This is a genomic window from Cupriavidus sp. UYPR2.512 (genome assembly GCF_000379565.1).
In the GTDB taxonomy this organism is placed as follows: domain Bacteria; phylum Pseudomonadota; class Gammaproteobacteria; order Burkholderiales; family Burkholderiaceae; genus Cupriavidus.
In genome coordinates this window covers 52,714-73,480 of the sequence record NZ_KB902976.1, presented here as the reverse complement: position 1 = coordinate 73,480, position 20,767 = coordinate 52,714, and the positions used below count along the sequence as shown (strand labels likewise).

Annotated in this window: 19 protein-coding genes; 10 read left to right on the top strand and 9 right to left on the bottom strand. The window is 67.3% G+C overall.

The genetic code is table 11. The features are described 5' to 3' along the window. Positions 1 to 4: 4 nt before the first annotated feature. Entirely contained in the window at positions 5 to 1,015 is a 1,011-nt protein-coding gene (gene murB / locus A3A5_RS0115945; RefSeq protein WP_018311552.1) for a UDP-N-acetylmuramate dehydrogenase, read from the top strand. A 51-nt stretch (positions 1,016 to 1,066) separates the two neighbouring features. Here murB and A3A5_RS0115940 read toward each other — a convergent pair whose 3' ends face one another. Together A3A5_RS0115940 and argF are read right to left on the bottom strand one after the other, a co-directional pair. Continuing rightward, positions 1,067 to 1,378 (bottom strand): pyrimidine/purine nucleoside phosphorylase, encoded by a 312-nt coding sequence (locus A3A5_RS0115940; protein ID WP_018311551.1) that lies wholly within the window; start codon positions 1,376 to 1,378, stop codon positions 1,067 to 1,069. An 80-nt stretch (positions 1,379 to 1,458) separates the two neighbouring features. Beyond that, positions 1,459 to 2,382: an ornithine carbamoyltransferase gene (gene argF, locus A3A5_RS0115935; protein ID WP_018311550.1), complete on the bottom strand. Its 924-nt coding sequence runs from the start codon at positions 2,380 to 2,382 to the stop codon at positions 1,459 to 1,461. Positions 2,383 to 2,818: 436 nt separating this feature from the next. On the opposite strand from argF, the gene A3A5_RS0115930 reads away from it, so the two are divergent. Beyond that, on the top strand, positions 2,819 to 3,118 hold the full coding sequence (locus tag A3A5_RS0115930; protein ID WP_012353767.1) for a DUF3579 domain-containing protein: 300 nt from the start codon (positions 2,819 to 2,821) through the stop codon (positions 3,116 to 3,118). Between the two features lie 113 nt (positions 3,119 to 3,231). Here A3A5_RS0115930 and rpsT read toward each other — a convergent pair whose 3' ends face one another. Beyond that, positions 3,232 to 3,498 (bottom strand): 30S ribosomal protein S20, encoded by a 267-nt coding sequence (rpsT, locus tag A3A5_RS0115925; protein ID WP_010815010.1) that lies wholly within the window; start codon positions 3,496 to 3,498, stop codon positions 3,232 to 3,234. A gap of 329 nt (positions 3,499 to 3,827) precedes the next feature. On the opposite strand from rpsT, the gene murJ reads away from it, so the two are divergent. Both murJ and A3A5_RS0115915 read left to right on the top strand, forming a co-directional pair. After that, positions 3,828 to 5,378, top strand: coding sequence for a murein biosynthesis integral membrane protein MurJ (murJ, locus tag A3A5_RS0115920; protein WP_018311549.1), 1,551 nt, complete (start codon positions 3,828 to 3,830; stop codon positions 5,376 to 5,378). A 96-nt stretch (positions 5,379 to 5,474) separates the two neighbouring features. Then, a complete protein-coding gene (locus A3A5_RS0115915) occupies positions 5,475 to 6,323 on the top strand; it encodes a SirB1 family protein (RefSeq protein WP_013957897.1) in 849 nt (282 codons plus the stop codon). Between the two features lie 56 nt (positions 6,324 to 6,379). Here the strand turns inward: A3A5_RS0115915 and A3A5_RS0115910 are convergent, their stop codons facing one another. After that, complete coding sequence (locus tag A3A5_RS0115910) at positions 6,380 to 7,033, bottom strand: VTT domain-containing protein (protein WP_018311548.1); 654 nt, start codon at positions 7,031 to 7,033, stop codon at positions 6,380 to 6,382. A gap of 164 nt (positions 7,034 to 7,197) precedes the next feature. On the opposite strand from A3A5_RS0115910, the gene mutL reads away from it, so the two are divergent. From mutL to A3A5_RS0115890, 4 genes are all read left to right on the top strand, one after another. Beyond that, entirely contained in the window at positions 7,198 to 9,189 is a 1,992-nt protein-coding gene (gene mutL / locus A3A5_RS0115905; protein WP_018311547.1) for a DNA mismatch repair endonuclease MutL, read from the top strand. A 34-nt stretch (positions 9,190 to 9,223) separates the two neighbouring features. Then, on the top strand, positions 9,224 to 10,192 hold the full coding sequence (miaA, locus tag A3A5_RS0115900; protein ID WP_018311546.1) for a tRNA (adenosine(37)-N6)-dimethylallyltransferase MiaA: 969 nt from the start codon (positions 9,224 to 9,226) through the stop codon (positions 10,190 to 10,192). An 81-nt stretch (positions 10,193 to 10,273) separates the two neighbouring features. After that, on the top strand, positions 10,274 to 10,774 hold the full coding sequence (locus A3A5_RS0115895; protein WP_018311545.1) for a GNAT family N-acetyltransferase: 501 nt from the start codon (positions 10,274 to 10,276) through the stop codon (positions 10,772 to 10,774). Positions 10,775 to 10,875: 101 nt separating this feature from the next. Beyond that, entirely contained in the window at positions 10,876 to 11,613 is a 738-nt protein-coding gene (locus tag A3A5_RS0115890; protein ID WP_018311544.1) for a GntR family transcriptional regulator, read from the top strand. A gap of 40 nt (positions 11,614 to 11,653) precedes the next feature. On the opposite strand, the gene A3A5_RS0115885 is transcribed toward A3A5_RS0115890, so the two are convergent. The 5 genes from A3A5_RS0115885 to purM all read right to left on the bottom strand — a co-directional run bounded on the left by A3A5_RS0115885 (position 11,654) and on the right by purM (position 18,747). Continuing rightward, complete coding sequence (locus A3A5_RS0115885) at positions 11,654 to 12,397, bottom strand: aspartate/glutamate racemase family protein (protein WP_018311543.1); 744 nt, start codon at positions 12,395 to 12,397, stop codon at positions 11,654 to 11,656. A 5-nt stretch (positions 12,398 to 12,402) separates the two neighbouring features. Then, the gene (locus tag A3A5_RS0115880; protein ID WP_018311542.1) at positions 12,403 to 13,797 is read right to left on the bottom strand and encodes an amidase; all 1,395 of its coding nucleotides are present in this window, start codon (positions 13,795 to 13,797) and stop codon (positions 12,403 to 12,405) included. A 37-nt stretch (positions 13,798 to 13,834) separates the two neighbouring features. Beyond that, on the bottom strand, positions 13,835 to 15,271 hold the full coding sequence (gene hydA / locus A3A5_RS0115875) for a dihydropyrimidinase (protein ID WP_026200828.1): 1,437 nt from the start codon (positions 15,269 to 15,271) through the stop codon (positions 13,835 to 13,837). 48 nt (positions 15,272 to 15,319) lie between these two features. Beyond that, positions 15,320 to 16,651 carry an MFS transporter gene (locus A3A5_RS0115870; protein WP_018311540.1) on the bottom strand — a complete coding sequence of 444 codons (1,332 nt, stop codon included), beginning with the start codon at positions 16,649 to 16,651 and terminating at the stop codon, positions 15,320 to 15,322. Between the two features lie 1,043 nt (positions 16,652 to 17,694). Beyond that, positions 17,695 to 18,747 (bottom strand): phosphoribosylformylglycinamidine cyclo-ligase, encoded by a 1,053-nt coding sequence (gene purM, locus A3A5_RS0115865; RefSeq protein ID WP_013957906.1) that lies wholly within the window; start codon positions 18,745 to 18,747, stop codon positions 17,695 to 17,697. 194 nt (positions 18,748 to 18,941) lie between these two features. Between purM and A3A5_RS0115860 the strand changes: the two genes are divergently transcribed. Together A3A5_RS0115860 and hda are read left to right on the top strand one after the other, a co-directional pair. Further along, positions 18,942 to 20,012 carry an AI-2E family transporter gene (locus A3A5_RS0115860; protein WP_018311539.1) on the top strand — a complete coding sequence of 357 codons (1,071 nt, stop codon included), beginning with the start codon at positions 18,942 to 18,944 and terminating at the stop codon, positions 20,010 to 20,012. A gap of 44 nt (positions 20,013 to 20,056) precedes the next feature. After that, on the top strand, positions 20,057 to 20,764 hold the full coding sequence (gene hda / locus A3A5_RS0115855) for a DnaA regulatory inactivator Hda (RefSeq protein ID WP_018311538.1): 708 nt from the start codon (positions 20,057 to 20,059) through the stop codon (positions 20,762 to 20,764). The last annotated feature ends 3 nt before the right edge of the window (positions 20,765 to 20,767 follow it).

Here is a 20,767-nt window from a genome sequence, read left to right as displayed (position 1 = left end):
TTGCATGGCAGATTTCCACGAATTCTATCCCCTGCGTCGCCACAATACATTCGGATTCGACGCACGCGCGCGCTTTGCGGTGCATGTGCGCAGCGAAGCCGACCTGAGCGCCGCACTGGCCGACCCGCGTGCCGACGGCCTGCCACTGGTGGTCCTGGGCGGCGGCAGCAATGTGGTGCTGACGGGCGACCTGGACGCGCTGGTGCTGCTGATGGAAATCCCCGGCTACCAGCCGGAGGAGACTGGCGATGCCTGGCTGGTCACCGCCGGCGCCGGCGAGAACTGGAACGCGCTGGTCAACCGCACCATTGCCGACGGCCTGCCCGGGCTGGAAAACCTGGCGCTGATCCCCGGCACCGCGGGCGCGGCGCCGATCCAGAACATCGGCGCCTACGGGGTAGAGCTGCGCGAGCGCTTCGAAGGCGTGCGCGCCTATGATCGCCACACCGGCGCATTCGTCTGGCTGGACCTGCGGGCGTGCGGCTTCGGCTACCGCGACAGTCTGTTCAAGCGCGCCGGCGCCGGCCGCTACATCATCACGGCGGTGACGCTGTGCCTGCCCAAGGCGTGGCAACCGGTTCTGTCGTACGGGGAACTGGCGCGGGAACTCGATGGCCGGGCTGCGCCCGATGCGGCCACGATTCGCGACGCTGTGGTCGCGATCCGCTCGCGCAAGCTGCCCGACCCGGCGCAAGTCGGCAATGCCGGCAGCTTCTTCAAGAACCCGCTGGTCAGCGCGGCACAGCGCGACGCGCTGCTGCAGGCCCATCCGGACCTGGTCAGCTACGCGCAGCCGGACGGCAGCTACAAGCTGGCCGCCGGCTGGCTGATCGACCGCTGCGGCTTCAAGGGCGTCAGCGACGGCCCGGTGGGCGTCTACGGCAAGCAGGCACTGGTGCTGGTGCACCACGGCGGCGGCACCGGCGCGATGCTGCTGGCGCTGGCTAACCGCATCGCCGATACCGTCGAGGCCCGCTTCGGCGTGCGCATCGAGCCCGAGCCGGTAGTGCTCTGAGCGGCCAGAGGCCGCCCAGCCTGCCTGCCGCTTCGGTAATCAGCGGCGCCGTTACGCGAAGTGGCAGACGTAGTCCAGCGTTTCCTGCACCTCGATATCGAAGCTGCTGTTGCCCGGCACGTTGAACTGCTGGCCCGCGCCGTAGGTCTGCCAGTCTTCCGAACCGGCCAGGCGCACGCGGCAGGTGCCGGCGTTGATTTCCATGATCTCGGGCGCGCCGGTGTTGAAGGTCAGCGCGGCCGGGAAGATCACGCCCAGCGTCTTGCGGGTGCCGTCCGGGAACAGCACGGTGTGGCTGACGCACTTGCCGTCAAAGTACAGGTTGGCTTTCTTGACGACTGACACGTTGTCGAACTGGCTCACTTCCATCTCCTTGGGTTTCTGTACGAAAGACGTAAAAAGAGGGGCCATCGCGGCCCCTCCCCTGTCCACCCCGGGCGCGCTCAGTAGCGGCCGCAGAGCAGGTATTCCATCAGCGCCTTCTGCACGTGCAGGCGGTTCTCGGCCTCGTCCCAGACCACGCTCTTGGGGCCGTCGATCACGGCGGCCTCGACTTCCTCGCCGCGGTGCGCCGGCAGGCAGTGCATGAAGAGCGCGTCAGGCTCGGCGCGGTCCATCATCGGGGTGGTGACCATCCAGTCCTTGAAGGCGCGCTTGCGGGCGTCGTTCTCGGCCTCGAAGCCCATGCTGGTCCAGACATCGGTGGTGACCAGGCTGGCGCCCTGGCAGGCCGTGAGCGGATCGTCGAAGACCTTGACCAGGCCGGCGGCGGACGCCGGCACCATGGCCGGATCGAGCTGGTAGCCCGGCGGCGCCGAGAAATGGAAGGTGAAGCCCAGGCGCTCGGCGGCCTGGATCCAGGTGTAGGCCATGTTGTTGGCATCGCCGATCCACGCCACGGTCTTGCCGCGGATGCTGCCGCGCTGCTCGATGTAGGTGAAGACGTCGGCCAGCACCTGGCACGGGTGATATTCGTTGGTCAGGCCGTTGATCACCGGCACGCGCGAGTGCGCGGCAAAGCGGTCGATGATGTCCTGGCCGAAGGTGCGGATCATGATGATGTCGACCATGCGCGAGATCACCTGCGCCGCATCCTCGATCGGCTCGCCGCGGCCCAGCTGCGAGTCGCGCGTGTTCAGGAACACCGCGTGGCCGCCCAGCTGGTGGATGCCGGCTTCGAACGACAGGCGCGTACGCGTGGAATTCTTCTCGAAGATCATGGCCAGCGTGCGGTCGTGCAGCGGGTGCCAGGTCTCGTAGTTCTTGAACTTGGCCTTCAGGATCCGCGCGCGATCCAGCAGGTACTCATACTCGTCGGGAGTGAAGTCGCTGAACTGGAGGTAATGCTTGATCGGGGTTGAGCTCATAAAACAAAAGAGGCGGCTCGGTGGGGACGCGCCGTCACGAAGTGTTCATGACTCAAGCGCGCCGCGGAGCCGCCTTTCGCGTCGCATACGCAATTTAACTGCAAGAATCATAAGGGATTATTTCTGCTTTGGCGAGTCCGGGACAACCCGGCACGGACTTGCGCCCGCCGCCCGCCCGGGCCCGCTGACAGGTTTCCGACAGGATTTCGCCCCTATGCGCAACTCTTATATAAGATATAATACCCGCTGATTCACGCGGGGCCCGGCATACCCTTGCCGCTGCCCGCCGCCGGCATCAAAAGTGCCCCCGCAGACACCGACGCCCCGCCTTCCGGCTGAACCAGCGCGAACCAAACGCGCCCCGGCCGCGTCAAACGGGCGCCCGTCCAGCGGGTTTACCGTCGAGTCATCCGCCTCACCCGCAGTGTCCAGCCTCATGAACCCCAACGTTCGCGAATACTTTATCCAAGGCATTACCAAGGAAGGCAAGACCTTCCGCCCGAGCGACTGGGCCGAGCGGCTGTGCGGCGTGATGGCGCAGTTCCGCCCCGAGGGCGACAGCGGCGACCCGCGCCTGACCTACTCCCCTTACGTGCGGCCGATCTTCGCCGGCAATGTCAAATGCGTGGTGGTGGACGTGCGGCTGCGCGATATTGAACCCAAGGCGCTGGATTTCGTGCTGAATTTTGCGCGCGACAACAACCTGCAGCTGGTTGAAGCCTGTTCGCTGGAATAAGCCCGCCGGCCTGGCGCCGGAAAGCAAAAAAGCTCGTCGGATGACGAGCTTTTTTGTTGGCGGATGCCTGGGCACCCACCCCTGCTGGACCGCCGGGGCGGCCCTGGCAGCGATCAGGCAGCCATCGACTTGATGGCGGCCGACAGGCGCGACTTGTGACGTGCAGCCTTGTTCTTGTGCACGATCTTCTTGTCGGCAATGCTGTCGATCACGGCTTGCGAGTTCTTGAAGATCTCGGCGGCAGCGGCCTTGTCGCCAGCGTCGATGGCCTTGCGGACGGCCTTGACGGCGGTGCGCAGACGCGAACGCAGGCTGGAGTTGTGAGCGTTCTGGGCAACGGCCTGGCGGGCGCGCTTGCGAGCTTGTGCGGAATTTGCCATGTAAAAATATCCTGAATTCAGATGCGTGCCGCGGGGGACACAACAATTAAGTCATATCGAGCGACCCGGGATGCACTGACACACGAATCCGGAACGCAACTGTCCTTGTGAATCGGCAATTATACACAGATCCCGGCGCACAAAGCAACACGGCGGACACTTTGCCAGTTCGGGCCCCGGCGGGTGCCGGGCCGATCCGTATAATAAGCGCCACATTGTGCCGGGGCACGTGGCGCGCCGGCAACTTTATCGCCCGGACCGCGTCTCAGAGGCGTCCCCGGCATGCGGTGCGCCCGCACCGATCCCACCGTCCCGCACCGACCCGCACCTTGAACCTGCTCAAAGCGCTCGCCACCATCAGCAGCCTGACGATGCTCTCGCGCATCACCGGCCTCGTGCGCGAGATCCTGATCGCCCGCGCCTTTGGCGCGTCGGAGATGACCGACGCGTTCAACGTGGCCTTCCGCATTCCCAACCTGCTGCGCCGCATTTTCGGCGAAGGCGCATTCTCGCAGGCCTTCGTGCCGATCCTGGGCGAATACCACACCAAGCGTGGCGACGAGCCGACCAAGGCACTGATCGACGCCGTCGCCACGGTCATGACCTGGGTGCTGATGGGCGTGTCACTGCTTGGCGTGATCGGGGCGCCACTCGTGATGACCGCGGTCGCCACCGGCTTCCGCGGGCAAAGCGAGACCTATACCGCGGCCGTGTTCATGACGCGGGTGATGTTCCCGTATATCGGCCTGATCTCGCTGGTGGCGCTGGCATCCGGCATCCTCAATACCTGGCGCAAATTCGCGGTGCCGGCCTTCACGCCGGTGCTGCTCAACCTGTGCCTGATCATCGCGGCCCTGTTCGTCGGCCCGCACATGGACCAGCCGATCTACGCGCAGGCGTGGGGCGTGCTGGTTGGCGGCGTGCTGCAGCTGGCGATCCAGGTGCCGGCGCTGCGGCGCCTGGGCATGATGCCGCGGCTCGCCTTCAACCTGCGCGCGGCGTGGTCCGATCCCGGCGTGCGCCGCATCGTGCGGCAGATGGGGCCGGCGCTGCTGGCCGTGTCGGTGGCGCAGATCAGCCAGATCATCAATACCAATATCGCCTCGCGGCTGGCCGCGGGCAGCGTCTCATACCTGACCTATGCCGACCGGCTGATGGAGTTCCCGACCGCGCTGCTGGGCGTGGCGCTGGGGACGATCCTGCTGCCGAGCCTGTCCAAGGCCAACGCCTCGGGCGACCATGCCGAGTACTCGAGCCTGCTCGACTGGGGCCTGCGCCTGACCTTCCTGCTGGCGGTGCCCTGCGCGGCAGGGCTGTTCGTGTTCGGCGCGCCGCTGACCGCCGTGCTGTTCAACTACGGCAAGTTTGACGCCCACGCCGTCGAGATGACGCGCCAGGCGCTGGTCTCATACGGCGTCGGCCTGATGGGGCTGATTTCGATCAAGATCCTGGCGCCTGGCTTCTATGCGCGCCAGGATATCCGCACGCCGGTCAAGATCGCGCTGCTGGTGCTGGTGATCACGCAGGCATGCAACTACGCGTTCGTGCCGTGGATCGGCCATGCCGGGCTGGCGCTGTCGATCAGTGCCGGCGCCACCATCAACGCGCTGCTGCTGTTCCTGGGCCTGCGCCGGCGCGGGCTATACCGGCCGGCGCCGGGCTGGTGGCTGTTCCTGGCGCAGCTGTGCGCCTCGGTGCTGCTGCTGTCCGGCATGATGCTCTGGTTCGCGCGCAATTTCGACTGGATCGGACTGGGCGCGACGCCGCTCTTGCGCATTGCGCTGCTGGCTTCGTGCCTGGTACTTGCAGCGGTGGTCTACTTCGGTACACTGTGGCTCATGGGACTGCGCTACTCTGCCTTCAGGCGCCGCGCCGGCTGATGGGCCAGCGAATCCGCCAACGCATGGGCCACCTAATGAGCCAGCAATGGTGACCCACGCCGCGCGCGGTGCCGGCGGCTGCACCGGGAAACCGACATGACATCCACCAAAGTCCTGGATTATTTCGCCAGCCTCGTGGCTGACGAAAACGGCATCCCGCTGACCGAAACCGCGCTGTCCATCGCACAGGACGCCTACCCCGACCTGGACCTGCAGGCCGAGCTTGCGGCACTGGACGTGCTGGCGCTGCGCCTGAAGCGCCGGATCGCCGAAGGCACCCCCGCGATCCAGCGGCTGCGCCTGCTGAACCATTTCTTCTATCGCGACCTGGGTTTCGGCCCGAACGCGAACGACTACTACGACCCCGACAACTCCTACCTGAACGTGGTGCTGCGCCAGCGCCGCGGCATCCCGATCTCGCTTGCGGTGCTGTTCATGGAACTGGGCCAGCAGATCGGCCTGCCGCTCAAGGGCGTGTCGTTCCCCAATCATTTCCTGCTGCGCATGACGATTCCGGCCGGCGAGGTGATACTGGACCCGCTCACCGGCGAGACCCTGTCGAAAGAACAGCTGCAGGAAATGCTGGATCCGTACCTGGAGCGTGAAGGCATCAGCGATGCCAGCCAGGTGCCGCTGGGCTTGTTTCTGCGCGCGGCCAGCCACCGCGAGATCGTCGCGCGCATGTTGCGCAACCTGAAGGCAATCTACCTGCAGGAGTCGCGCTGGCAGCGGCTGCTGGCGGTGCAGAACCGGCTGGTGATCCTGCTGCCGGGTTCGATCGAGGAAGTGCGCGACCGCGGCCTGGCCTATGCCAACCTGGAGTGCTTCCGCCCCGCGCTGGCCGACCTGGAAGCCTATGTCCTGGCCCGCCCCGATGCGGCCGATATCGGCCAGATCCGCGAGCGCATGCCCGCGCTGCGGATGATGAGCCGCAGCCTCAACTAAGAACCCGTTTCAGAGTGAAAAAGGGGGCGCGAAGAAGCCCCCGGCAGTTCAGCAGCTCAGCGCTCCACGCGCGTGGGCCGGCGGCGGTTGCCGCGCACCAGCTTCCACAGCCCGCCCAGCACCAGCGGCACCACGGCCGCGCCGATGCCCGCCAGCACGATCAGGTTCAGATACTGGCGGATAAACGGCAGGTTGCCGAAGAAGTAGCCGGCAAAGACCAGGCCGACCACCCAGGCCACGGCGCCGACCACGTTGAACATCTGGAAGCGCGCAAAGGTCATCTGCGACACGCCCGCCACGAACGGGGCGAAGGTGCGCACGATCGGCACGAAGCGCGCCATCACCAGCGTCTTGCCGCCGTGCCGCTCATAGAAGTCATGGGTGCGGCGCAGCGCATCCTGGTCCAGGAAGCGCCACTGGTGGTCGAACACCTTGGGCCCGATCCAGCTGCCAACCAGGTAGTTGACGGTATTGCCGGAGATCGCCGCCACCAGCAGCAGGCCGATCAGTGCCCACTCGTTCATGGCGCCGGTTGCGCAGAAGGCGCCCGCGATAAACAGCAGCGAGTCGCCCGGCAGGAACGGCAGGACCACCAGGCCGGTTTCGGCAAAGACGATCAGGAACAGGATGGCATAGACCCAGTGGCCATACTGCTCGATGACCGTGCCGAGATATTTGTCGACATGCACCAGCATGTCGATAAGCTGCAAAGCGAGATCCAAGTCGTTCCCCGTTGATGGTTTGGTTGACTGCGTTTTGTCCGATGCGGCCTGGGCCGCCTTGGCCTGAATCATACAAGAGCCGCCGCGCAATCCGTCACCTGCGGCGCCTTTGCGCGTCCGACTCCGTGCGAGCGTCCACGTATAATCGCCCGATGCCTGCCTCCGCCTCCAGCACCGCCCTGCGCACCACCCAGCAGCCGCGCCCGATCCGGCCGCTGCCGGACCAGCTCATCAGCCAGATCGCCGCCGGCGAAGTGGTGGAACGACCGGCCTCGGTGGTCAAGGAGTTGCTGGAAAACGCGCTCGACGCCGGCGCCACGCAGCTCGGCATCCGGCTGGAAGAAGGCGGCGTGCGGCGCATCGTCATCACGGACAACGGCTGCGGCATCCCTGCGGCCGAGTTGCCGGTCGCGCTGATGCGCCACGCCACCAGCAAGATTGCGTCGCTCGACGAACTGGAATCGGTGCTGACGCTGGGCTTCCGCGGCGAGGCCCTGGCCTCGATCGCCTCGGTGTCCCAGCTGGCCCTGACCAGCCGCACCGCGGCCGATGCCCATGCCACCCAGGTCAGCGCCGATACCGGCACGGTGCAGCCTGCCTCGGGCGGGGTCGGCACCACCGTCGACGTGCAGCATCTCTACTTCAACACGCCGGCGCGCCGAAAGTTCCTCAAATCGGAGCAAACCGAGCTGGGGCACTGCCTGGAGATGGTGCGGCGCGTGGCGCTGGCGCGGCCCGACGTGACCATCTCGGTCCACCACAACGGCAAGCCGCTGGAGCACTGGAATGGCGGCGACGTCGCTACCCGGACCGCGCAGGTGCTGGGCAATGACTTTGCCCGCGCCCGCCTGCCCCTGGACGAAGAGGCCGATACGCTGCACCTGTATGGCTTTGCCGGGCTGCCCACAGCCTCGCGCGGGCGGCCGGACCAGCAGTACTTCTTTGTCAACGGCCGCTTCGTGCGCGACAAGCTGCTCAACCACGCGGTGCGCAGCGCCTACCAGGACGTGCTGCACGGCGACCGCTTCCCGTCCTATGTGCTGTGCCTGGACCTGCCGCCGGAGATGGTCGACGTCAACGTGCACCCGTCGAAGATCGAAGTGCGCTTCCGTGAATCGCGCGCCGTGCACCAGTTCGTCTACCACGCGGTGCAGCGCTGCCTGGCGCGGCAGGCCGGCGAGAACGGCGACAGTCTGCATACCGGCGCCGACGGCGAGATCACCTTGCCGCCTGGCGGCGCGACACCGGCGGGCGGCGCACGGCCGGGCTACGGCGGCGGCGGCGGCGGCGGCGGCGGCGGCGGCCAGTGGATCAACTATTCCGCGGCACGCCAGACCGAACTCGGCATCGCCCAGCCACGCCAGGCCTATCTGGGCATGGTGCGCGATGCCGCCGCACCGGCAGCGCGGCCCTATGGCGCCATGCCCGGCACCCCGGCGCAACCGCCAGCCTGGCTGGCTGACGCCCAGGCGGCACGCGCCGACGACCCGCCCGGCCTGCTGGACCGGCTGCCACCGGCCGCGCGCACCGGCTTTGCCGATCCTGCCGACGCCCCCGACGACCACCCGCTCGGCTACGCCATCGCCCAGCTGCACGGCATCTATGTGCTGGCGCAGAACGCGCGCGGGCTGGTGCTGGTGGACATGCATGCGGCGCACGAACGCATCCTGTACGAGCAGATCAAGGCCGGCCTGGACGCGCGCGACCTGGCGGTGCAGCCGCTGCTGATCCCGGTCACGCTGCCCGGCAGCCCGGTCGAGATCGGCGTGGCCGAAGAACACCAGGAGACGCTGACGCTGCTGGGCTTCGATATCGCCCCGGTGTCGCCCACCACGCTGGCGGTGCGAGCGGTGCCGGCGCTGCTGCAGCAGGCCGATGCCGAAGCGCTGGCGCGCGACGTGCTGCGCGACCTGCATGCCTATGGCGGCTCGCGCGTGCTGGCCGAGCGCCGCAATGAACTGCTGGCCACCCTCGCCTGCCACAGCGCGGTGCGCGCCAACCGCAAGCTCACGGCCGAGGAAATGAACGCGCTCTTGCGCCAGATGGAGCAGACCGAGCGCGCCGACCAGTGCAACCACGGCCGCCCCACCTGGGTGCAACTGACCGTGACCGAGCTGGACCGGCTGTTCCTGCGCGGGCAATAAGCCGCTCGCCCCCACGATTCATCCAAGGCTTTCGATGTCCGCCGTGCCCCACGATTCCGCCACGCATCCGCCCGTGGTCTGCCTGCTCGGCCCCACCGCCTCGGGCAAGACCGCGGCCGCGCTGGCGCTGGCAGCCGACGCGCCGGTGGAGATCATCAGCCTGGATTCGGCGCTGGTGTACCGCGAGATGGATATCGGCACCGCCAAGCCCACGCGCGAAGAACTGGACAGCGCGCCGCACCACCTGATCGATATCATCGACCCGGCCGACAGCTACTCCGCGGCGCAGTTCGTCACCGATGCCGAACGGCTGATCGCACAGATCCGCGCACGCGGCCATGTGCCGCTGATCGTCGGCGGCACCATGCTGTACTACAAGGCGCTCACGCAAGGGCTGAACGACCTGCCCCAGGCCGATGCCGCGCTGCGCGCGGAGCTGGACCAGCTTGCCGCCGAGCGCGGCTGGCCGGCGCTGCATGCGATGCTGGCCAAGGTCGACCCGGTCACCGCGGCGCGGCTCGCGCCCAATGACGCGCAGCGCATCCAGCGCGCGCTGGAGATCCATCGCCTGTCCGGCCAGCCGATGTCGGCGCTGCTGGCGCGCCACGCCGAGGGCCGCACCTTTGCCGGCGCGGCGGACCAGCGCTTCCGCGTGATTGCGCTGGAGCCATCGGACCGCCTGGCGCTGCACGCGCGCATCGCGCAGCGTTATGACGCGATGCTGGCCAACGGCTTTATCGAGGAAGTCGAGCGGCTGCGCAGGCGCGGCGACCTGCATCCGGGCTTGCCGTCGATCCGCTGCGTCGGCTACCGGCAGGTATGGGAGTACCTGGACGGCGACGCCGATTTCACCACCATGCGCGAGCGCGGCATCGCCGCCACGCGCCAGCTGTGCAAGCGCCAGCTGACCTGGCTGCGCAGCACGCCGGAACGGCTGGCGGTGGATTGCCTGGCGCCCGGGTATGTCGACCAGGTGCGCAAGCTGGCAGACTTCGGGCACTGACCCGATTGCATGCAAACTGGCTCGGCAAGTGACGGACAGGCGATAATTCCGAATCCCTGTTTTCCGGAAAGCCGACCCAGCATGTCCAAGCCCGCCTTCACGCTCCGCCCCGCCACCGCCGCCGACAGCGAGACGCTGTTCAACCTGATCCTGGCGCTGGCCGAATACGAAAAGCTGACGCATATCGTCGAAGCCACGCCGCAGAAGATCCAGGATGCACTGTTCGGCGCCACGCCGCATGCCGAAGCGGTGCTGGTCGAAGTGGACACCGATGGCGCCCGGCAAGCCGTCGGCTTTGCCCTCTTCTTCCACAATTTCTCGACCTTCCTGGCCAAGCCCGGCCTGTACCTGGAAGACCTGTATGTCGACCCGGCCTGGCGCGGCCACGGCCTGGGCAAAGCGCTGCTCAAGCACCTCGCGGCGCTGGCGGTCGAGCGCGGCTGCGGCCGTTTCGAATGGTCGGTGCTGGACTGGAACCAGCCCTCGATCGACTTCTACCAGGCCATGGGCGCCGATGTGCTGCCCGACTGGCGCATCTGCCGCGCGACCGGCGAGGCGCTGGACCAGCTTGGCGCCCTGTAAGACGGCAACCGGTCCCACGCCGGTGTTATACACTTGATGGCGAACCGCCATACAATAAGGATACCGACTGTCTTTTTTCCGGACCGCCAACGCCAACCGCCATGCCACGAACCAAAGCCGACCTGCCCGCCACCGACGGTATCAATGAGACCGGCGCGGACAGCGCGCGCGGCGCGTCGGTCGAGGCCATCGCCGACCGCATCCTGACCGCGATCTGGGAGCACCGGCTGCCGCCGGGCACCAAGCTGGTCGAGGAAAAACTGAGCGGCGTGTTCGGCGTGAGCCGCACCAAGGTGCGGCTGGCCTTCGCCAGGCTGGCGCATGAAGGCGTGCTGACAGTGCATCCCAACCGCGGCACCTTCGTCTCCAGCCCCAGCGTGGCCGAAGCGCGCCAGGTGCTGCATTCACGCCACCTGCTGGAACCCGCGCTGGTGCGCGACCTGGCCGGTGCCATCGGCGCGCCGGGCGTGCGTGCGCTGCGCGAGACCACGCGCCAGGAAGCACAGGCGCGCGACAGCAACGACCGCCGCGCCATCATCCGGCTGTCGGGCGAGTTCCACTGCAAGCTGGCGGAAATGACCGGCAACCAGTACCTGGGCAAGTACATGCGCGAGCTGTGCTCGCTGACCTGCCTGATCATCGCGCTCTATGACGCGCCGGGCGTGCCGTCCTGCCCGCACCATGAACACGACGACATCGTCGATGCACTGGAAGCCGGCGACGGCGAGCGCGCCGCGCGGCTGATGACCGAGCACCTCGGCCATGTCGAAAGCACGCTGCGGCTGCAGGCGCCGCCCGAGGAAAAGGTCGATCTGGAAGCGGTGTTCGCCGCGGTCTGAGCCGCGGCGTCAGCGGCAGCGAAGCGGCAGCGAAGCGGGCTTAGCGGTGCTCGATGCGCGCCGCCAGCGCCGCGGGCAAACCCAGCGTGGGCTTGGCATCCGGGCGGCGGAACGTGCCCGCGGTGGCCTTGCGCGGCTGCAGCGCGACCAGCGCCTCGGCCTGCTTGACGGCGGCGGCCATCTGGTCGACCACCGGCACCGGAATGCGGTCGCGCACGCGCGCGGCCAGGCCGGCCAGCGGCGCGCCGGCCAGGATCACCACATCGGCCGCGTCCTCCACCACGGCGCGGTTGGCCAGCTCCACCAGCACGGCTTCCTTCTCTTCCTGCACGTCCGACACCGAGGCAAAGCTGCCGTCGAGCATGCGGATGCCGGCCAGCCGGCTGCGCAGGCCATGCATGTCCACACACTCCTCATACCAGGGGCCCAGCGCCCGCGCAAAGGTCACGATGGCAAAGCGCCGGCCCAGCATGCAGGCCGACAGCATGGCCGCCTCGGCCATGCCCACCACCGGCAGGTCGAACAGTTCGCGCGCGCCCATCAGGCCGGGGTCGCCAAAAGCCGCGATGATGGCCGCGTCGAACTGGCCATGGTGCTCGGCCAGCATCTCCAGCGCGATGGCGCCGCCGATCTGCGCCTCGGCGCGCGTGGCGATATAGGGCACGCCGCGGCTGGCGGTCAGCGGCACCAGTTCGGTGCCGGGGGCCGCGGCCTCGGTGGCCGCCGCCATCAGCCGCGCGGTGATGCCTTCGCTGGTATTCGGATTCAGGACAAGGATTCGCATGGCGGTTATCCGGCAGGGTTGAGCAGCGGCGCCAGCACGCTTTCGGCCAGCCTGGCCGCGGCCAGCACGCTGCGGTCGGCACCGCGCGGGCCGGCGATCTGCAGGCCGGCCGGCAGCCCGTCGCGGCCGAGGCCGCAGGGCACCGAGATTGCCGGCGCCAGCGCATGGTTGAAGAAGGGTGTAAACACCGCATGGGCGCGCGGCTCCACCGCCACGCCGCCGATCCGCTCCGGCCCCAGCCGGTCGTTGCGCCACGCCACGCACGGGGTGGTCGGGCACAGCAGCAGGTCATAGCGGGTAAAGAACCCCGCCACGGCCAGCGCGATCTGGTGGCTGGCTTCGCGCGCGCGGGCCACGTCGGCGCCGCTCCAGGCCAGCCCGCGCTCGATCTGGCGCGCCACGTCGGGATCGAACACCTCCGGGTCGCGGCGCCAGGCCTCGCCGTAGAGATTGGCCAGGCCGACATGCTGCAGCGGCATCAGCGCGGCCTCGTCGGCACCCTTCGGCCAGGCCGGGTCGGCACGCTCGATGGTCAGGCCCGCGGCCTGCAGCCGGGCCACGGCCTGCTCGAAGGCCTGCGCGACATCGTCGTCGACCGGCGTGTCCAGGCCCAGGCGCGGGCTGACCGCGATCTTCAGCGTATGCAGCGGGCGCGCGGCGCCGAGCGAGAAACCCAGCGTATCGGGATCGCGCGGATCGGCCCCGGCCAGCGCCTCGAACATCAGCTCGGCGTCGGCCACCGTGCGCGTGATCGGCGCAATCACCTGGATGCCGTTGAAGGCATGGGGAAAGCCGACCGAATCGGGAATCGCGCCGTAGGAAGGCTTGAAACCGACCACGCCGGCATGCGCGGGCGGGCGCCGGCTGGAGCCGCCGCCGTCGGTGCCCAGCGCCAGCGGCGCCATGCCTGCGGCCACCGCCACCGCGCAGCCGCCAGACGAGCCGCCCGCGGTCAGCGTGGCATCGAGCGGATGGCGTGTCAGCCCGTAGACCTTGTTGGTGGTCAGGCCCTTGCAGGCGAACTCCGAAGTATTGCCCATGCCGAGCACGATCGCGCCGGCCTGGCGCAGGCGCTCGAGCGCGATGGCGTCGGCGGGCGCAATGAAGTCGCGGTATAGCTGCGAACCCTGCGTCACGCGGCGGCCCTGGCTCCAGATCACGTCCTTGACGATCACCGGCACACCCGCCAGCAGCGGGCGCTCGCCCTGCGCCAGGCGCGCGCGCAGCTGCGCCAGATCGGCATCGACCAGCTCCTGGCGCTGCTCGAACACGGCGTTCAGTTGGTCATTGCGCGCCGCGATGCGGGCCTGGAAGGCGGCGACCACCTCGGCGGGATCGAGGCGGCCGGCAGCGACGCGGGCCGCGATGGTGGCGGCGTCCAGGCGGTTGGTCAGTTCCATGTCAGTCATTCCAGTCAAAGCATCGGCAAGGCCGCCGTCACAGGCTGCCCCCCGAGGTGCGATAGCGCGGCCTGGCCATCTCCGGCAGGCCGCACGGCAGGAACTGGCCGTGGCCGGCCTCGGCCAGCACCTCGCCCTCATGCGCCACCACCTTGCCGCGCACCAGCGTGGTCACCGGCCAGCCGGTCACGCGCAGGCCTTCGTATGGGGTGTAGTCGACCGCATGGTGCAGGTCGGCGTTGCGGATCGTCACTTCACGCTGCGGGTCCCAGATCGCCAGGTCGGCATCGGCGCCGATGGCGATAGTGCCCTTGCGCGGATGCAGGCCGTAGAGCTTGGCGGGGTTGGTCGAGGTCAGCGCGACGAACTGGTTGACCGAGATGCGGCCGCCCACCACGCCAGCCGAGAACAGCAGCGGCAGCCGCGTTTCCAGCCCGGGGATGCCGTTGGGGATGTACTGGAACGGGACTTCCTTGCCGCCAGGCTTCTTGCCCTGCGCGTCTTCGTAGCGGAACGGTGCATGGTCGGACGAGAAGATGGTGAAGAGGCCGTCGGCCAGGCCGTCCCAGATCACTTCCTGGTTGCTGCGGTCGCGCGGCGGCGGGCTGCACACGCACTTGGCGCCGTGGTAGCCGGGCTGGTCAAGGTCTTCGGCAGTGAGAAACAGGTACTGCGGGCAGGTCTCGGCAAAGATCTTCATGCCGCGGTTGCGCGCCCAGCGGATCTGCTCCACCGCCTCCTTGCCCGATACATGGACGATCAGGATCGGCACGTCGACCAGTTCGGAGAAGGTGATGGCGCGGTGCGTGGCCTCGCGCTCGATCGCCATCGGCCGGGCCAGCGCGTGGAACTTCGGCGCGGTGTTGCCCGCCGCTTCCAGCTTCTCGGTCAGCCAGGCGATGCAGTCCGAGTTCTCGGCATGCACCATCACCAGCCCGCCCTCCTGGCGCGCCACCGACAGCACCTCAAGGATCTCGCGGTCGTTCAGCTTGAGGTCGTCGTAGGTCATGTAGATCTTGAACGACGAATAGCCCTCACGGATCAGGCCAGGCAGCTCGTCGTTCAGCACCGCCTCGGTCGGATCGGCCACGATCAGGTGGAAGGCATAGTCGACCACGGCCTGGCCGCCGGCGCGCCGGTGGTAGTCGCTGACCGCGGCGCGCAGGGAATGGCCCTTCTCCTGCGCGGCAAACGGGATCACCGTGGTGGTGCCGCCGCACGCCGCCGAGACCGAGCCGGTGCGGAAGCCATCGGCCATCCTGAGGCCGTCCGGCATCGGCTGGTCCAGGTGGCAGTGCGCATCGACGCCGCCCGGCAGTACCAGCTTGCCGCTGGCGTCGATGGTCTGCGCCGCCTCGCCCAGGTCAAGACCAAGCTGCACGATACGGCCGCCGGCGATGCCGATATCGCACTGCATGGTGTCGCTGGCGGTCACCACGGTGCCGTTGCGGATGATCAGATCGAACTGTTTCACGATACGGCTCACGAAAAGGTTGGGACGGCGAGGTTGGGACGGCAGCACTCAGTGGTCCGCGTCGGACAGGTGCATGTGTGCCGTTTCACGCGCGGCGGCAGCGGCCACTGCGATCAGCGCGCACACCGCCGCCAGGTAGAGGGCTATCGGCGTGGTGCTGCCGAAGCGGTCGAGCAGCCCCACCGCGATCAGCGGGGCCAGCGCGCCGCCGAACACGCCGGCAAACTGGAAGCCGAGCGAGGCACCGGTCACGCGCACCCGGGTGGCGAACAGCTCAGGCAGGAACGAGGCCAGCGGCGAGAACATGAACGACACCAGCACCATGCCGACGAACGAGCCAAGCATGATCAGCGCCGGGCTGCCGGTCTTGATCATGGCGAAGAAGGCAAAGGCCCACACCGCGCCGCCGATGCCCCCGATCATCAGCACCGGGCGGCGCCCGATGCGGTCCGCCAGCAGGCCGGCGATCGGGATGAACAGGATCTGCGCCAGCGCGCCCAGCAGCACGGCATTGAGCGCGATGCTCTTGGGCAGGCCCAGCTTGGTCGGCACGAAGTACAGCAGGAACAGGGTGAATACATAGAAGGCGATGTCGCCGCCCAGCCGCGCGCCAAAGGCGATCAGCAGCTGCTTCTTGTAGTTGCGCAGCACTTCCATGATCGGCGCGCGTGCTTCGGCATGCGATTCCTCCAGCTTTTCGAACATGCCGGATTCACGCACATTGGAGCGGATGTAGAGGCCGACGCCGACCAGCAGAGCCGACAGCAGGAACGGCACGCGCCAGCCCCAGCTCAGGAACGCTTCTTCCGACGCCTGCCAGGTCACCAGCGCGAATACGCCGTTGGCCAGCAGCAGCCCGATTGGCGCCGCCAGCTGCACCAGGCTGCCGAGGATGCCGCGCCGCTTACCTTCAGGGTCCAGCTCGTTGACCATGATCGCGGCCCCGCCCCACTCGCCGCCCAGGGCCAGGCCCTGCACCACGCGCAGCAGCACCAGCAGCGCCGGCGCCAGCGCGCCGGCGGCGGCATAGGTCGGCAGCAGGCCGATGCCAAAGGTGGCCAGGCCCATCATCAGCAGCGTGATGATCAGGATGGACTTGCGGCCCATCTTGTCACCGAAGTGGCCGAAGATCGCCGCGCCCAGCGGCCGCGCCACGAAGGCCACGCCGTAGCTGGCAAAGGACAGCAGCGTCGCGGTCAGCGGATCGCTCTGCGGGAAGAACAGCTTGGGGAAGACCAGCGCGGCGGCCGATCCGTAGATGAAATGGTCGTAGAACTCGAGCGTGGTCCCGGCCAGGCTGGCCCCGGCGACGCGCGCGACGGATTGCTTCCGGGGCGACGCGCCGTTTTTGGCTGGTGCCTCAATGCTGACTGCTTGCATGGTGGATCCTCCAATGGTCCCTGCCCTGGCGCGCGGTGGTGGTTCCCGGCGTTGCATTCGGGCGTTGTCTCCGACGCGGCATGCGTGTGCGGCGTCTTTGCTCAGTACATTAGGATATAAACCGCCATACAATCAAGTTGAATTTTGTTTGTCAGATTTGGTGTGGGTGCACGCTGGGTTTTGGTGCCATGCACTAGGATGGGGGATTGGGAGCCGTTTGTTTTGGGGCTATGGGGCCGGTTGTCGTGCTTGGCGGGCGTGGGCTGTTTCGCCGGCGTAGCCGGCGAGTCACTTTTTGTCCGAGCGACAAAAAGTAACCAAAAAACGCGTCGCCTATGCGGCTGGCAATAAAGTTATCGGCGTTGGTGGTTCGGGCGGTGGTGATTTCCGCTGATGTGATTGGTGGTTCGAGCCAGCTACGCTCCCTGTCTGGTGCCTGCGTCGACGGACTATTGGACGAACCCGACTTTAGGTTGTTGGCAGCCTGCTAACCAGGTTATCGGTGGGACGCCTTCGGCTGCGCTGCGCGCACGCTTCATCTCAGGTCGGAGGCCCGGGCACAGAGGGCATCGCTGCGCTCGCACCGCGTGGTCGCGGATGATGGCGAACCTAATGCTGTCAGGAAGTGGTCGGACGGTCGCTCTGCTTAGGGCCGGCGCGCAGCGCAGCCGTAGGCGTCCCCGCGATACGGCTGGCAGCAGGCGGCCTACGCCCTGCATGGGGATCGTCCAATAGGGGGTTATCGCAGGCACGATCCCTGACTCACATGGCATAGCAGGCTCGAACGGGCAACCACATCGAACGGCAAGCACCGCCGCGCGAACGGGCCAACGCCGAGGAATGGATTGCCAGCCGCTCAGGCGACGCGTTTTTTGGTTACTTTTTGTCGCTCGGACAAAAAGTGACTCGCCGGCTACGCCGGCGAAACAGCCCACGCCCGCCAAGTACGACAACCGACCGCATGCAGCCAAGCCAAGCCAATAAACAAAAACGGCGCACACCCAAAGGCATGCGCCGCTCTCACAACAAAACCACCGAAACGATTACACCACGATGGTCTGCGCCTCGCCTTCCGCACGTGCGCGGATTTCACCAATCTCCCACACCGCCTCACCAGCCGCCTGCAGATGACGAATAGCACGCTCAGCATCTTCCTTGGCCACAATCACCACCATGCCGATGCCACAGTTGAACACGCGGTGCATTTCATCGTCGGCCACGCGACCCTGCGCCTGCAGCCACTGGAACAGCGGCGGGAGCGTCCAGGCATCGCGCTTCAGCACGGCGGTGACGTCCTGCGCCAGCACCCGCGGCACATTTTCGGTCAGGCCGCCGCCGGTGATATGGGCCATGCCCTTGACCGGCAGGGTTTCGATCAGCGACAGCAGCGGCTTCACGTAGATCCGCGTCGGCGCCATGATCGCGTCCTGCAGGCGCTGGCCGTGGAAGTCGGCATTCAGGTCCGGCTTGGCCACTTCGATGATCTTGCGCACCAGCGAGTAACCGTTGGAGTGCGCGCCCGACGAAGCCAGGCCCAGCACCACGTCGCCCGGGGTAATGGTGCTGCCGTCGATGATCTTCTTCTTTTCGACCGCGCCGACGGCAAAGCCGGCCAGGTCGTATTCGCCGTCCGGGTACATGCTCGGCATTTCGGCGGTTTCGCCGCCGATCAGGGCGCAGCCGGCCAGTTCGCAACCGCGGGCGATGCCCTGGATCACGGTGGCGGCGGTGTCCACGTCCAGCTTGCCGCAGGCGAAGTAGTCGAGGAAGAACAGCGGCTCGGCACCCTGCACCAGGATGTCGTTGACGCTCATGGCGACCAGGTCCTGGCCGACGGTGTCATGGCGGTTGAGCTGGAAGGCGAGCTTGAGCTTGGTGCCCACGCCGTCGGTGCCCGACACCAGCACCGGCTCCTGGAACTTCTTCGACAGTTCGAACAGCGCACCGAACCCGCCGATGCCCGCCATCACGCCCTCGCGCATGGTGCGCTTGGCAAACGGCTTGATGCGGTCGACCAGTGCGTCGCCGGCATCGATATCAACACCGGCGTCGCGGTAGGAAAGGCCTGCCTGGCCGGCGGTCGGGGATGCGCTCATGGGAACCTGCTTGTCCTGGAGGAAATAAAGTGAGGAATTCGGCGCTCGGGCCACCGCAGCTTCCCTTGCTTGGCATCGGAAGGCGGGCGCGAGTCCAGTAGAATTGCAATTTTAACGGATAGAGGCCCCCCGCTTCCAGTTTCCGGCGAGATTCCGCCGCAAACGGCGCTGTCGCCCGTCCCCCCCAACTATTGATGAATGCCCCGCTGTTGAACCAAGAGGCCAAGCGCATCCTGCTCTGGATCGTCGTGGCCGTCGCGCTGTTCGCCGCCCTCATCGCGCTGGCGCCGGTGCTGACGCCGTTCCTGTTCGCGTTCATCTTCGCCTATATCCTGAACCCGGGCGTGGACTGGCTGCAACGCCGCCGCGTGCCGCGCGCGGTCGGCGTGACGCTGATGATCCTGCTGCTGACGGTGATCTGCGTGATGCTGGTGCTGCTGCTGATTGCAGTGCTGCAGCGCGAGATCCCGCAGGTGCGCGAGCAGTTGCCGATCCTGCTGAAGAAGCTCAATTCGGTGGTTTCGCCCCGGCTGGCCGAGTTCGGCGTACGCGTGCGCTTTGACTTCCCCGGCCTGCGCAACATGCTGTCGGACCGCTTCTCGGCCAGCCCGGAAGACCTGCTGGTGGTGTTGCTCAACTACGTCAAGATGTCGGGCTCGGCGCTGATCACGGTGGCCGGCATCGCCTTTATCGTGCCCATCGTCATGTTTTACCTGATGATGGACTGGCACATGGTGATGCGCCGCATCGAGGGCGTGGTGCCGCGCCGCTGGGTGCCCAAGGTGCGCGAACTGACCAACGAGACCGACGCGCTGCTGTCGCAATACCTGCGCGGCCAGATCCTGGTGATGGTGATCCTGGCGGCGATCTACTCGATCGGGCTGACCATCGCCGGCTTCGATATCGGCGTGCCGGTCGGGGTCTTCACCGGGCTGGCGGTGTTTATCCCGTATATTGGCTTTGGTGTCGGGCTGGTCATGGCGGTCCTGGCCGCGCTGCTGCAGTTCGGCAACTGGTACGGGCTGGCCGCGGTGGCGGTGGTCTACGGCTTCGGCCAGTTTATCGAAAGCTTTTACCTGACCCCGCGCCTGGTGGGCGAACGCATCGGCCTGCACCCGCTGGTGGTGATCTTCGCGCTGCTCGCCTTCGGCCAGCTGTTCGGCTTCTTCGGCGTGCTGCTGGCGTTGCCGACCTGTGCCGTGCTGCTGGTCGGTGCGCGGCAGCTGCGGCGGGTTTACCTGGCCAGCGACCTGTACCGAAAATAACGGCTGCCCCACTGCTGCCCACACCTGCAAGTTAGCCATACGTCATGTCCCCGCGTCCCAAGCAACTGTCGCTCGAGCTGGGCAGCCCGCCGCCTTCGACCTTCGAGAATTTCGTGGTGGCATCCAACCGCGAGGCGGTGCAGCGCCTGCGCGAGCTGCCCGCCGCGCTCGCCCAGGAGCACGCCAGCGACCGGCTGGTCTACCTGTGGGGCGAGGTCGGCTGCGGCCGTACCCACCTGCTGCATGCGGTATGCGAGGCCGGGCCGCAGCACGGCATCCGCAGCCGCTACCTGAGCCCGCACCACCCGTTGTCGGACTTCCTGTTCGACCCCTGGTGCCAGCTCTACACCGTGGATGACGTCGAGCTGCTGGATGAAGCGCGCCAGATCGCGGTGTTTTCGCTCTACAACGAGGTGCGCGCCCACGTGCGCACCGCGCTGGTAGTGGCCGGCGGCCTGGCCCCGCGCGCGATGCCGGTGCGCGAAGACCTGCGCACGCGCCTGGGCTGGGGCCTGGTGTACCAGGTCGCTCCGCTGTCGGACGACGACAAGAAGGCCGTTGTGCTTCATGCGGCACGCGAGCGCGGGCTGCAGCTGTCGCCGGAGATCACGCACTGGCTGGTGACGCGGCATTATCGCGACATGCCAAGCCTGATGGCGCTGCTGGACGCGCTCGACACCTACTCGCTGGAACGCAAGCGGCCGGTGACGCTGCCGCTGCTGCGTGAAATGTTTGCTGAATTCCGGGATTAGCGC